A 12,649-nucleotide genomic window follows, 5' to 3' on the forward strand; every position below is an offset into this window, starting at 1 on the left:
ACTCAGACCTCGCTCATCTCCATCAAGTCATCGACCGGAAAGCCCTCGATCTCATCGAACTCGTCCGCCCCAGACGCGTCGACCTCGAGTTCGGGCAGGGACTTCGCGATGTCGCGCACATCCAACTGACCGATCACCACGTCGGCGACGAGTCTGGTGCGGAACTCGCGGAGCAGTTCGATTTCACTCTCGATGCGTCGCTTGGCCGCGACGATCGCACTCGTCTCTCGACGCTGGGTCGAGACAATTCGCCGCTGGTCGTCAAGTGACGGCACACGCACAGGGAGCGCGCCGACGTCACCGATTCGGAGGTGGCCGACGGTGCTGCCGTTTGTCGCGACAGCAATGAACCTACGCGCCGGCTCCGCGTAGATCGCCAGCAGTAGGTATTCAGGGAGGACCGTTTTCAGATTCGGGCGGAAGTACATCATCCGCTGCCCCATACAGAGGTCCTGGCGGGCTGGAACGAGAGCGGCCTCGCCAGCAGGCGCCTCGCGGGTGAAGAAGACGTCACCGTGCTTTGGCGCGCCTCGCTCCGTCCATGTCACGAAGTTGTCGTGGTCCGTTGGGTAGCTGCCCTCCATCGTAAATTGACCTCCTCGAACACACGTTGTGCGCACAACGTGGAATTCACCGTCTTCAACGAATTCAGGCGTTCGATTCTTGCAGTCAACGATCCGAAGGCAGACGTCCTTGGTGCGTAGGAGCGGAGCGCTCGGGAGATCCATGAGCGCACCCGTGATCGCAGAGCGCTCCTCCTCGAGAAGTGCGATTAGCCGACGCTTGGCGGCGATGGCCTTGTCAATGCGGGCGCTGGCGTGGGCGAGGTATTTGACGATGGCTGCCTGCTCGTCGACCGGCGGGACCAGACACGGCATGCGTTTCAGATCTGGCCAGCCGAGCTGCTGCCGCAGTCCACTGCCCATCCCGTAGATGCGCTTCGTCGAGTCGACGGCCGCGAGATAGTGGTAGGCGTAGTCAGTGGTCCACGGGTGCTTGGAACGGAGGCCGATATACGCGGAGGTGATGATGCCGCGGTCACGCACCCGTCCGACACGGATGCTCCTCTGGTCGTTCTGAAGGTCGGTCGGGCGGATGACGATGTCCTCCGGCTCGAGGATCTGATAGCCCTCGTAGGAGTCAGGGACGAGGCCACGCTGCTTCTCGACCGGCTTCACAATCACGCGCCCGTGGCTGAGGGACAGCACCTGAGATTCAGCGACCCCCGTGTTGCGTGCCTTGTTCTCGGCGATGACCGCGATTCCCGGCACGACCTGCCAGTGCGCTGGAACTGCCGTCGACCAGAACTCAACTGGTCGGGTCGCCTTGTACTTCGGAAGACCGGTGAACATCACGCCTCACCCTGCGCAACAGCAAGCAGGTCATCGGGGTTCCAGACCTGCTTGGCGATCGCGCGGTAGAGGTTCCCGCGCTCGACCACGTCGGCTGCCTTGAACTCGTCGTACGGCTTGAACGGGAGGCCGCTCGACTTGGTGAAGGCGAGGAAGCCGGGGTTCTTCTCGTAGCTCAGCGAGTTGAGGCTGGCCGCGAGGAGGTTCTGGCTGAAGTAGTGCGGAAGCTTCGCCTCGTAGGGGTCGTCGTTATAGCTGGCGTTGAACTGCTTTGGCAGCAGAAGCAGGTCGCCGATCCGGTTCCGGTGACGGGCGAAGTCGGCCTCGTGGCTGAACTCGTCGGTGTGACGCTCGGGGTGGTCGGCCCAGATGTGCTCGACCTCGTACTTCACTCCGGTGCCGTTGGTGAGCTCGATGTAGTTGGACGCCTGGCCCGAGGCGACGGTGATGTAGTCGGTGATCCGAGCCAGGATCTTGTGGAGCTGGCCGCGGTTCTGCTGGTGGACGTAGAGATCGTCGTTGCTGTCGAACGTCTCGGGAATGCTGCCGAGCTGCTTGTGCAGGGCCTTTGCGAGGTCTGGCACCTTGAGGCCGCGGATGTCGCGCATGACGTTGAACATCGCATACTGCATGGTCGAGTAGTCGGTGGCCCGGAAGTTCCAGATCCGCCAAGCCAGCAGGATGTCGGCGAAGCGCCCGACGAGCTCGAACTTGCGCTCGATCGTCGCCTGGTCGTCGGTGACGCGCAGGGGGGCGAGAAGCAGTTGGTCCTGGAGCGTGAACCGATGATCAGCGTTGTAGCGGATGAACCGCAACGAGCTGGCCGGGTCGAAGGCGCCGAGCGTGGCGTCGATGATTCGCTCGTACTGGCGGCTGTAGAAGTCGAAGTCGACCGTCACGAAGTCGTAGTACGCCTGGCGACTGGTCAGGCCGACGCGCTCGTGGTCGCCGCGCAGCCATCGGTGGAACTCGGTGCCGATGCGGTCCCAGTCTTCGGGGCGGGCATCCTTCTTGCGCTCGCGGATCTTGGTGGAGTACTGGCTTCGCAGCCAAGTCTTGAGGAAGTCGGAGCTCGCTTCATCCGCTTTCTCCTCGAGCTCTCGCAGCCGCTTGCGCCACAGCTCGTTCGCCTTGGTGCGGGGGGCGCCGTCGTCGATGTTGGCGAGCAGATAGCCCTTCAGCATGTCGGCCGGGGTTAGCTTCAGCCCACGGTCGTTCATGGTCTCGAAGATCGCGTACGCGTCGTCATCGGCGAACGCGGTGATCTGGACAAGCTGGACTCGATCCTTGAGCCAGTCAATGAAGAACGGCAGTGCCGCCTCGCGAAGCTCGGCGGGGAAGAGCCCGTCGAGCTCCTCGTAACGGGCGACGAGGGTATGGACCGACTCGGGGTCGTCGGGCTGCGGGTCGTAGTTGCCGTCTTCGAAGAGGGCGCTCATGCAGTCATTGCGGTCGGCGACGTCGAGGTTGAAGGACTTCTCGCCGAACTTCTCCGAGAAGATCAGCGGGTCGACGTCGACCTTGTCAGGTCGGTCCTGCTGCAGTCGGCGCAGGAACGTCAGCAGCAGGGTCAGGCTGGTCAGGCGCTGCTGGCCGTCGACCACGAACGGCTCGCTGCCCTTCTGGGAGATGATGATGGACCCAAGGTAGTAGCCCGGGTACTTCGCGACGTCCTTGCGCGCGTGATTGCGCTCGTACAGGTCGAGGAACTTCGTGGTGAGGTCGGCGACCAGCTCCGCCATCTGCTTCGACTCCCACTTGTACTCGCGCTGGTAGTAGTCAATGGAGTACTTCTGGTTCGCTAGGACCCCCGCCACGGTCTTGGCGACACCATCGATGCTGCGCTCTATGTTGCTCACTGCGCTCCTCCCGCGATCTCGGAGATGAGGTCCTCGGTCTCTGCTTCGAGAGCGCGGATGTCGGCCTGGATCTCGGCGAGCGTCCGCATCGGCGCCGGCTTGTAGAAGTGGCGGGTGAAGGAGATCTCGTAGCCGATCTTGGTCTTCGTCTCGTCGATCCACGCGTCGGGTGTGTAGGGAAGCACCTCGCGGCGGAAGAAGGCCTCTATGCCGTTGGCGTACTCACCCGCCGGCTCGTTCAGAGGGACCTGTTCGGAGTCGCGGAGGTCGGTGTCGGGCTCGTACTGGACGACGCAAGTCTTGCCGTCGATCACCGCCTCGAACAGGCCGTGGAGGGGATCTGGCTGGGCGGAGTACGGCAGGACCTTTTTGATGATGGCCGGCGCGTTCTCGTCGCGCTTTCCCTCCTCCTTCAGCTTCTTGATCTCCGCAGCCTTGTACACCCGGCCTTCGTCGGCGCCTACGATCCGCAGCGGCCGCTCGACCACGATCTTGGAGTAGCCGAAGTCGCGGTTGTCAAAGATCTTGGAGTGTTCCGGGTCGTCGGCCTGGTCGAACGCAAGGAAAGTCTCAAGCACGCGATCGCTGTCGATTTCGCTGAGCTCGACTGCCTTCTCACCGAGGTTCTTCCGCAGTGGGGTGTGCCACTCAGTGGCATCGATGAGCTGCACCTTGCCCTTGCGACACTCCTCCTTACGGTTGCTCAGCACCCACACGTACGTCGCGATGCCGGTGTTGTAGAACATCTTGAGCGGCAATGCGACGATCGCCTCGAGCCAGTCGTTCTCGATGACCCAGCGGCGGATGTTGCTCTCGCCTTGGCCGGCGTCTCCGGTGAAGAGCGACGAGCCGTTATGGACTTCCGCGATGCGACTCCCGAGGGCGGTGTTGTGCTTCATCTTTGAGATGAGGTTGGCCAGGAACATCATCTGGCCGTCGCTGCTCCGTGTCACCAGCGAGTACTCGGGGTCGCCGGCGTGCTCGACCACGAACCGCGGGTCTCGGATGTTCTTGGCGCCGCCCATGCGTTCCTGGTCGGTCTTCCAGCTCTTGCCGTAGGGCGGGTTGGAGAGCATGAAATCGAACTCGCGACTAGCGAACGCATCGTTCGAAAGCGTCGACCATTCCGGCCCTCCGACGATGTTGTCGGCGGCCTCGCCCTCGCCCTTGAGGATCAGGTCCGCCTTGGCGATGGCGTACGTTTCGGCGTTGATCTCCTGCCCGAACAGGTGGGTCTTGACTTTGTGGCCTCGTTGTGAGGTCAGCTGCTGGAGCGTCTCCTCCGCGACGGTCAGCATGCCGCCGGTGCCCATGGCGCCGTCGTAGAGTAGGTAGCTGCCGGACTGGATCTTGTCGGCGATCGGCTCGAACATCAGCCGCGTCATCAGCCGAACTGCGTCGCGAGGAGTCCAGTGCTCACCGGCTTCTTCGTTGTTCTCCTCGTTGAAGCGGCGGACCAGTTCCTCGAAGACGGTGCCCATGCCGTGGTTGTCGAGCCCGCGGGGGGAGAGGTCGAGGCTGGGGTCGAGGAACTTCTCGATTAGTGTGCCGAGGGCATCAGCCTTAGTCAGCCGTGGAATCTGGTTGCGGAACTCGAAGTTGTCGAGGATCTCCTGCACGTTCGGTGAGAAGCCGTCGAGGTAGGCCTCGAAGTCGAGCTTGAGCCGCGCGGCGCTACTGATCGAGCGCAGGTCCCGCAGCGTGAAGCCGGAAGTGTTGTAGAAGTCCTCGCCGGCGGCCTGGCGCAGCGCGGCGTCCTTGTTGACGATTCCGGCCGCCGTGAGCGCCTTGTTGGTCTCGACCACGTTGTCGCGAGTCGGCTCCAGCACGCTGTCAAGCCGACGGAGGACCGTGAACGGGAGGATGACATCGCGGTACTTGCCGCGCACGTAAAGGTCGCGCAGGACATCGTCAGCAATAGCCCAAATGAGGGAAACGATGCGGGCGTAGCTAGATTGGTTCACTTCTCACCGAGCGATCTTGTAACGAGGACTTGGGCGACCTGGCGCGGGTGCGGCCGCCCACGAGGAGCGCGCGGACCGCAGCGCAGCGAGGACCGCACGCACCGCAGTGGGTTGCCGCACCGCCGGCCGGAGGCCGGCCTTGAACGAGTAAAGAAAGTTCTCACAGCTCGTCGTCGCCGAGGTCTTGTAGGGCGCGGCTCGCGGCACGAGCCTTGTCGGCAGCCGGCAGCCATGGGTGAAAGCCACGCTCAGACTCGGCGGCTGCCATCGCTCGGTCGAGCGCGTCGGAGATACCGCGGAGATCCTCGAAGCCGAGGGCGCGGATGCCCGAACGGATCGCGTCAAGGTTGGGTTCCTCCGAGAGCAATGCCTCGATCGCCTCGACGGTCTTCGGCGTGTACCGCTTCGCGAATGACTGTGTGATCGCTCCCTGCATTGCAGCGAGTTCGCCGATCGGCGGCTTCGGTTGGTGGAACTTGTGCGTGTAAGCGTTGAAGACGCTGCGATAGTCCCGTGTGGCTCGATCGGCGGCTTCGGCTGCCCACGACATCTGCAGGAACGCTTCGTCGTGGTTCTGCGGCGTCTCGCCGCTGATCTTCTGAGTGTCCATTGCCTCGACCCCGGCAGCGGCTCGCTCCTTGAGTCGCTGGAGGACGTTGCGAACCGGGTCGGGGACAACGCCCCACGTCGGCAGTGCCGGCAGTTCGCTCATGGTGACCCCTCCACGGCTCCGAGCTTACTCGTGTGCCGTTTTTCTGCGCGTAGAGACACCGAAGCACTAAGTGAGAAAAAGGTTGACTGCATGAGTAGGAAGTGTGATGCTGTTCCTGTGAGCAAAAAGTTCACCAGTTGAGAGGAACTAGTAATGGCAATCCAGTCAGCAATCCCGGTCAGCTTCGACGCGTTCTTCCCGCGGGGTGCGTTCGTCGTCGGCGAGGTCGAGCCGATCGTCAAGTGGTCCGACGACGGCGAGCGGCAGGGGCAGGATCTCGACAAGAACTCCGGTCACCCGCTTTGGCAGGTCCGCGTGATCGACGCCGACCCCGACGCCAAGAAGGGCCAGGGCGAGGTCACTGTCAAGATCGCGAGCATCTCCGAGCCGCAGCTGCCGCCCGAGCTGAACGGCCTGCCGTTCCGCCCGGCTGTGTTCGAGGGGCTCACCGTGACGCCGTACGTCAAGGAGGGGCAGGGGCGTCCTCGCGTCGCATACTCGCTCCGCGCCCGCGAAATGAAGCCGGCGCCCAAGCCGCGGGGTGCCGAGTAATGCGAACCGCCGTACCGCGTGAGCTGCGGAGCTGGGGTGACGAGATCGCCATTCTCCTGCGCCGGTGGTGGTGGGCTGCAGCGCTTGTGGTTGTCGTCTCATGGCTGCCGCCGGTGCCGGCCGTGCAGGTTGCGTTCAACGTCGGATGCCTGGCGCTTGTCTTCATGCTCGGCCTTTGGCTGACGGTGACGGCGCTGCGGATGCCGCGCCGTGCCGAGGACAAGTGGAGGCGCGATGTCTCGCGCAACATCCTCGCGAACTGGCCCGGGGTAGCGATGCGCGTCGGCCTCGGAGTCCCCGGCTACGGAACGCGCGGCATGGTGGTCCCCGCAATCAGCGCGCCTGTGTGGGAGGGGTGGGCCTGCGCCGTCGCCATTGCCCTCCCGCAAGGACTCGGCCGTGAGCACCTGCAGGCGCAGGCAGATCTACTCGCGCAGGCCTTCGGCGCACGCCGCGCGACGGTCCACGGTGAGCACATCGGCGCGATGGTGCTGCGGCTCGAGTTCGTGGATGCGCTCGAGTTCGCGTTCTCCCTCGACCTGCCCGTGGCGTGGGACGGCAAGACGGTCCCGATGGGCAGAGACGCAACAGGCGAACCTTGGTCGCTTCGCCTCGGTCCCCACACCCTCGTGGCCGGCGCATCGGGCAGCGGCAAAGCATCGCTGGTGTGGGGTCTGCTCCTCGGACTCGCCGAACCCATCCACAGCGGCCTCGTCGAGGTCTGGGGCATCGACCGCAAGGGCGGCATGGAACTCGCGCTCGGGCGCTCGCTGCTGACGAGATTTGCCGCCGACGCTGAGCGCTCGGTAATTCTGCTCGAGGCTGCCGTCGCCGCGATGCAACAGCGAGCGAAGGATCTCGCGGGCACGACCCGACAGCACGTCGCGACCCTCGACAGCCCGACGATCGTCGTGCTGATCGACGAGCTCGCGGCGCTCACCGCGTACGAAACCGATCGAGATCTGCTCCGCCGGGCAAACTCCGCGCTCGCGACTCTCGCCTCACAGGGCCGCGCTGTCGGATTCATCGTGTTCGCCTGTCTCCAAGATCCGCGCAAGGAGACGTTGCCGGCGCGCGGCCTCTTCACTCAGACGGTCGGGCTCCGACTGCGTGACCGCATGGAGACCGCGATGGTCCTCGGCGACGGAGCCGTGGCGGCGGGTGCACGCTGCCACGAGATCTCGCCCACGACACCCGGCGTTGCCTATGTCCTGCCCGAAGATGGCCGCCCTCCCGAGCGTGTCCGCGCCGGACTGATCACCGACGACATGATCCGCGACGTCGCGTCCCGATATGCCGCACCGCGGCAGGTGCCTGTCGTCATCCCCGAACCGCCGTTGCCCGAGGAACGCCAGCCTCGAGCACGTCGCACACCGCGATCTCCGCGTCGCTCGTCACGAAAGGAAACCGCATCATGAACCGCATCTATGGCCTCGAAATCGTCTCCGTAATCGCCGTCACCTCCGCCACTGTGCTCGCGCTGTCGGGATGTTCTGCGCCGTCGGCGCCCGTCGCTTCGTCTTCAGTAGAGGGCGCGGCCCCCACATCAGAGCCACAGTGCAACCTGGGCGAAGAATTCGACCACGACGCGATGACCACGGTGGCGCGGTACGACGCTCCCGTGAGCGCCGACTACTACCTCGAGCACTACGGGCCTTGGGTCGCGAATGAGTCGTGCACAGACTCTCAAGTGCTCGCCTGGCAGCAGCTCCGCCGCGAGAACGGCGAGAGCGATGAGATCTGCCGCGTCGTCTATGAGTACGACACTTCGATGGGGCGCGTCTCCCCGATCGGCTGCGCGGTGCCCGTGATGGTGGTGACCGATGCGTCTCGATGAGTCAGTCGCGCGGCGGCTCCGCAGCGAAGAATACGACCGCTGGATGCACAACGTCGCCTCGACGGGCTACTGCCTCAACCCGGTGCGTCTCGTCGGATCCTCGACGACGCTCCACGAGGCATCCGGCGAGATCCTCTCGGAGTACTCGTCGACGAGCGAACCAGACGGCGTCACCTTCACTCGATGCGGCAATCGACGCGCCACACGCTGCGAGTCCTGCAGTCACGAGTACAAGGGCGACACCTGGCACATGATCATGGCCGGCGCCGCGGGAGGGATAAAGGAGGTGCCAGAGGAGGTCGCCGAGCATCCCATGGTCTTCCTCACGCTCACAGCCCCGTCGTTCGGAGCCGTTCACACGACCGCCGTCGACCGGCGCACCGGCGTCTGCGAGCACGGTAAGCCGAGAGGATGCCGTTGCCACCACGACGACGACGACCCGCAGCGCGGCGATGCGGTGTGCGCCGAGTGCTACGACTACGTCGGTCACGTCGTCTGGCAGTACCACGCGCCCGAGCTGTGGCGACGGTTCACAATCCGGCTGCGTCGTGAGCTGGCTCGCTCGCTGGGGATGACGCAGCGCGCAGCGGCCCGCGTCGTGCGACTGCAGTTCGCGAAGGTCGCCGAGTTCCAGCGTCGAGGAGTCGTGCACTTCCACGCGATCATCCGGCTCGACGGCATCCATCCCGAGCTCCCTTTCCCGGCGCCGCCGGCCGCAGTGACGACCGATCACTTGGTGACCGCGATCCAGTTCGCCGTGAGGAAGACGAGCGTCGCTGCGGCTCCACTTCCTGGCGACGCGAGGACTCGCACACTCACCTGGGGCAAGCAGTTCGACGTGCGGCCGATCGTGCGTCGCGAGGGTCTTGACGGTGCACTGTCCGACCGCGCTGTGGCCGCCTACATCGCGAAGTACGCCACCAAAGCGACCGAAGACCTCGAGCCGACGGGTGCCGGCCGTGATCACATCAAGCGCATCAAGGCGACCGTTCGCGAGCTGGCGGCTGTCGTCGATCCCGAAGGACCGTACGAGCAACTGCATCGCTGGGACGGGATGCTCGGCTTCCGAGGGCACTTCTCCACGAAGTCACGGCGCTACTCCGTGACCCTCGGATCGCTCCGTGGCGCACGACGGATCTGGCGCCTCAAGCACCTGCTCGCACGGACGAAGCCGACCGAGGAGATCAGCCCCGACGAGGTACTCGTCATCGGCTCATGGGCTTATGCCGGCATGGGCTGGCTCACCGACGGCGACAAAGCACTCGCGAGAGAAGCCGCGGATGCCGCCCGCCAGTGGCGCCACGATCGAGCACGAGATCGCAACACTCCACCCACCGAAAGGAGCACGACATGACCACTCACACGCTCGCCGACGACCCCGAGACCGACGTCGCCGATCATTCCGAGCACAACGACTACCTGACTCGCCGCGAGGCGGCCGCGCTCTGCCGCGTACCGCTGTCGACCTTCGACTCGCTGCGGCGGCAGAACCGGTTCCCGTTCCCCGACGCGCACATGGGCAAGCACATGCTCTGGCGGGCGTCGACGGTCGCTGCGTTCCTCGAGGCCGGCGGTACCCGCGGTGTCGGCTGAACGGGGCGAGCGGATCGACCCGAAGACCCGGCGTCCGCTGCCCGAGGGCATCCGTTTCCGCAAGGACCGCGGCAAGTACCAGGTGCGCATCTGGGCGATCGGTCTGAACGGCGAGCAGCGCGAACGCTCGACCTACGTTGAGACGCTCGCCGAAGCCAAGAAGCTCCGTGCGGAGACGCTCACTCGCCGGTATCCCGATGGCGACATGACGCTGACCCAGTGGCACTCGCGCCACTGGCCGGTCATCGAGGGCAGCGTGCGTGCGTCGACGGCGCGTGCATACGAGCGCGGATGGCGGCTGCGGGTGAAGCCGTGGCTTGGTCACGTGAAGCTCGAGAAGCTCACGGCGGGCGTCATCGAGGAGGCGATCATCGGATGGGACGGAAGCACCTCCACGCGCATCGATGCGCTCTCGGTGCTGAGTCGCCTGCTCGATGGCGCTGTCCGCGCGCATCTCGTGCCGCTGAACCAGGCGCGTCTCGCTCGTCGTCCGAAGCCCGAGTCGACGACGAGCCTGCGCTCGCGCGCGCTCACGGCCGCGGAGGTGCCGACGCTGCTTTCAGCGATCGATGATGCGCACTATCGGCGCTACATCGCCGCTCTCGTCTACACCGGTATGCGTGCCAACGAGGCGACGGCATTGCGCATGGAAGACGTCGATCTTGCGCATCGGACGATCCACGTGCGGCGCGCATTCAGCATCGGCGCGGACGGGCGCGGCGTTGAGCTGACGCCGAAGAGCCATAAAGAACGGGACGTGCCGATCCCCACGCCGCTCGTCGCGCCGCTAACCGAGGCCATGGCCGGCAAGCACCGCGGCGACCTCGTCTTCACTGGTCCTCGCGGGGGGCGGATCAACGCCTCGAACGTCCGTCGCGCGATCGACTGGAAGACGCTCCGAACCAAGCTGCACCGCGATGACCTGCGGCTCCACGACCTGCGCCACACGCTCGCCACGATGCTGTTCGATGCCGGCGCCTCTGCCAACGACGTCCAGGCCGTGCTTGGGCACTCGAGCATGCAGATGACCGAGCGCTACAGCCGCGCCCGCTCCGACGTCGCCCGTCGCGCGGCTGCGGCGATCGACTCGCTCTTCGGTGAGGGGGAGTGATGGACGTCCATCGCAAGCTCGACGAGCTGCTTGCCAACCCGGAATGCCACGCCATCCTCGTGAACGCGCTGGGGGAGTACCGCAGCCTGCTGCACCGCAACGCCGACGACTTTGCCGACGAGTTCGAGCTGGCGCACATCGAGCGCTCGGTCGCGCACATCGATGCGCTCGACGACGTTTTCGAGCGGTGGCCATGATTCTCGAAATTGGTATGTCCGCGAAGCAGCGAAACCGAGGCCTATACGTATGAGGCGCAATCGCGCCAACGCGGAGAGGAAAACAGCATGACTACAGAATCCCCTCAGCCGTTGTCCCGGCTCGAACTCGTGTACACGCCGCTCGGCGACTACTTGCGCGGCATAGATCCGGTAGAGGACGCCGTCCTGTCGTTCGCTGAGATCGAAGCCGTGATCGGTCGGCCACTGCCTGACCAGGCGCGGGTGAAGCCCTACTGGTGGGAGTCCATTCCCCGCCAGCCGCAGAGCAGGGCATGGCTCCGCGCCGATCGTCGGGCTGAAGTCGACCTCTCCGCGGAAACGGTCACCTTCGTCTGGGAGATCTTCGCCCGGAACAACCCGCTCGAGCGCATCCAGGAAATTCGATCCAGCTGGCTAGGGTACGCCAGAACATCCCTGACGCACCCGCCGCGATCTCACGACGACCCGCACGTCGAGCTTGGGTGGTGGGAGCCGCATCAGGTCTACCTGCTCCATCTGCCTCAGTTCGCGCAGTACAAGGTGGGTCTGACCCGAGTCGGCAGCAAGCGAATATCTGCGGTGGGCGGCGCGGCCGCTGTCGTGGTCGACCGCATGACCCTCGCGAACAGATGGGCCGCACTCGTCATCGAGCATCACGTGCTCGATCTCGCATGGGACGCGTGGGAGCGTCCTGACAGGTTTGCATTTGGCGATCGGGGGGAGACAGAGAGGTGGAGCGATTGGCTTGTCCCTCCTCCGCTGTCATCCATTCATGATTCTCTGGCGGAGGACGTTCAGCTTCCCGGCTGGGCACTAAGCATCTTTCGGAGCGAGACGTGAATCAGCGAGCTGATGGGGCGAGCGGGAGGGGTGCCGAGGCGTCACGTGCCCACGGGGATGACCGGTTCGCCAATGCGATGGACGCGGTTCGGGCCGCCGCGCGCGGTGACATCTCGCGCAGAGAGCTTGCCCGGATTTTGCAGTCGTGGGAGTACGAGCCGCAGCACAGGACGGTGGGCCTGTTGGACGACTGGGGAGAGCGCCGGCCCAACAGCTTCGATGCCGTTTACCACGCCTTCGTTTCGGACCTGATTGACGAGGACACCTACGAGGCGATCGCTCGACGGCTGGACGAAGCGGACGGGAGTCGTTGAGTTCAGTTGAGGTGCCCCACCGGGCGCAGACCGCTCATTCACTCAGGTCAGGGTGGCGCTATCCTGGCAGGTTATGAAAAATCAGGAACAAGATCGTTTGGTGGTGCTCGGCGGGATCGAGTACGACATCGTATTCGCGTCCGAGATCGACGACGAGCAGCGCATCGAACTCGATCTCCCCACCCGCGGCACGCGTTGCACCTGTGCGGTTTGCGTCTGCGAGAACGACGCGGACGCTGGATCCGTCGAGCATCCGATGTGCGGCTGCTGCCTCGCCGATTGTCCCGACGTTCACCCCGCACGGTGACATCAGTACTC

General features: G+C 64.8%; 14 protein-coding genes. 10 read left to right on the forward strand and 4 right to left on the reverse strand.

The genetic code is table 11. The annotated features are described in order from the left end of the window. Positions 1 to 2: 2 nt before the first annotated feature. From AC3ENO_RS09890 to AC3ENO_RS09905, 4 genes are all read right to left on the reverse strand, one after another. Positions 3 to 1,352, reverse strand: a complete 1,350-nt coding sequence (locus AC3ENO_RS09890; protein ID WP_434970458.1) for a restriction endonuclease subunit S — start codon at positions 1,350 to 1,352, stop codon at positions 3 to 5. Next, the gene (locus tag AC3ENO_RS09895) at positions 1,352 to 3,211 is read right to left on the reverse strand and encodes a DUF262 domain-containing protein (RefSeq protein WP_434970459.1); all 1,860 of its coding nucleotides are present in this window, start codon (positions 3,209 to 3,211) and stop codon (positions 1,352 to 1,354) included. The genes AC3ENO_RS09890 and AC3ENO_RS09895 overlap by 1 nt, the downstream gene beginning before the upstream one ends. Beyond that, on the reverse strand, positions 3,208 to 5,175 hold the full coding sequence (locus AC3ENO_RS09900) for a type I restriction-modification system subunit M (protein ID WP_434970460.1): 1,968 nt from the start codon (positions 5,173 to 5,175) through the stop codon (positions 3,208 to 3,210). Before AC3ENO_RS09900 ends, AC3ENO_RS09895 begins: the two co-directional genes overlap by 4 nt. 160 nt (positions 5,176 to 5,335) lie before the next feature. After that, on the reverse strand, positions 5,336 to 5,887 hold the full coding sequence (locus tag AC3ENO_RS09905; RefSeq protein ID WP_137418271.1) for a hypothetical protein: 552 nt from the start codon (positions 5,885 to 5,887) through the stop codon (positions 5,336 to 5,338). A gap of 153 nt (positions 5,888 to 6,040) precedes the next feature. On the opposite strand from AC3ENO_RS09905, the gene AC3ENO_RS09910 reads away from it, so the two are divergent. The 10 genes from AC3ENO_RS09910 to AC3ENO_RS09955 all read left to right on the forward strand — a co-directional run bounded on the left by AC3ENO_RS09910 (position 6,041) and on the right by AC3ENO_RS09955 (position 12,638). After that, positions 6,041 to 6,439: a hypothetical protein gene (locus AC3ENO_RS09910; protein WP_058623021.1), complete on the forward strand. Its 399-nt coding sequence runs from the start codon at positions 6,041 to 6,043 to the stop codon at positions 6,437 to 6,439. Continuing rightward, positions 6,439 to 7,857: an FtsK/SpoIIIE domain-containing protein gene (locus tag AC3ENO_RS09915; protein WP_434970461.1), complete on the forward strand. Its 1,419-nt coding sequence runs from the start codon at positions 6,439 to 6,441 to the stop codon at positions 7,855 to 7,857. The genes AC3ENO_RS09910 and AC3ENO_RS09915 overlap by 1 nt, the downstream gene beginning before the upstream one ends. Next, the gene (locus AC3ENO_RS09920; protein WP_434970462.1) at positions 7,854 to 8,276 is read left to right on the forward strand and encodes a hypothetical protein; all 423 of its coding nucleotides are present in this window, start codon (positions 7,854 to 7,856) and stop codon (positions 8,274 to 8,276) included. Before AC3ENO_RS09915 ends, AC3ENO_RS09920 begins: the two co-directional genes overlap by 4 nt. Beyond that, positions 8,263 to 9,630, forward strand: coding sequence for a replication initiator (locus tag AC3ENO_RS09925; RefSeq protein WP_434970463.1), 1,368 nt, complete (start codon positions 8,263 to 8,265; stop codon positions 9,628 to 9,630). Before AC3ENO_RS09920 ends, AC3ENO_RS09925 begins: the two co-directional genes overlap by 14 nt. After that, positions 9,627 to 9,869, forward strand: a complete 243-nt coding sequence (locus AC3ENO_RS09930; RefSeq protein WP_434970464.1) for a helix-turn-helix transcriptional regulator — start codon at positions 9,627 to 9,629, stop codon at positions 9,867 to 9,869. The genes AC3ENO_RS09925 and AC3ENO_RS09930 overlap by 4 nt, the downstream gene beginning before the upstream one ends. Next, positions 9,859 to 10,980, forward strand: coding sequence for a tyrosine-type recombinase/integrase (locus AC3ENO_RS09935; RefSeq protein ID WP_434970465.1), 1,122 nt, complete (start codon positions 9,859 to 9,861; stop codon positions 10,978 to 10,980). Before AC3ENO_RS09930 ends, AC3ENO_RS09935 begins: the two co-directional genes overlap by 11 nt. Continuing rightward, the gene (locus AC3ENO_RS09940) at positions 10,980 to 11,177 is read left to right on the forward strand and encodes a hypothetical protein (protein ID WP_434970466.1); all 198 of its coding nucleotides are present in this window, start codon (positions 10,980 to 10,982) and stop codon (positions 11,175 to 11,177) included. Before AC3ENO_RS09935 ends, AC3ENO_RS09940 begins: the two co-directional genes overlap by 1 nt. Positions 11,178 to 11,264: 87 nt before the next feature. Next, entirely contained in the window at positions 11,265 to 12,017 is a 753-nt protein-coding gene (locus AC3ENO_RS09945) for a hypothetical protein (RefSeq protein ID WP_434970467.1), read from the forward strand. Then, complete coding sequence (locus AC3ENO_RS09950; protein WP_434970468.1) at positions 12,014 to 12,331, forward strand: hypothetical protein; 318 nt, start codon at positions 12,014 to 12,016, stop codon at positions 12,329 to 12,331. The genes AC3ENO_RS09945 and AC3ENO_RS09950 overlap by 4 nt, the downstream gene beginning before the upstream one ends. Before the next feature lie 73 nt (positions 12,332 to 12,404). Beyond that, a complete protein-coding gene (locus AC3ENO_RS09955) occupies positions 12,405 to 12,638 on the forward strand; it encodes a hypothetical protein (RefSeq protein WP_434970469.1) in 234 nt (77 codons plus the stop codon). Positions 12,639 to 12,649 lie beyond the last annotated feature (11 nt).

The sequence above is a fragment of the Microbacterium sp. bgisy207 genome, from assembly GCF_057706855.1.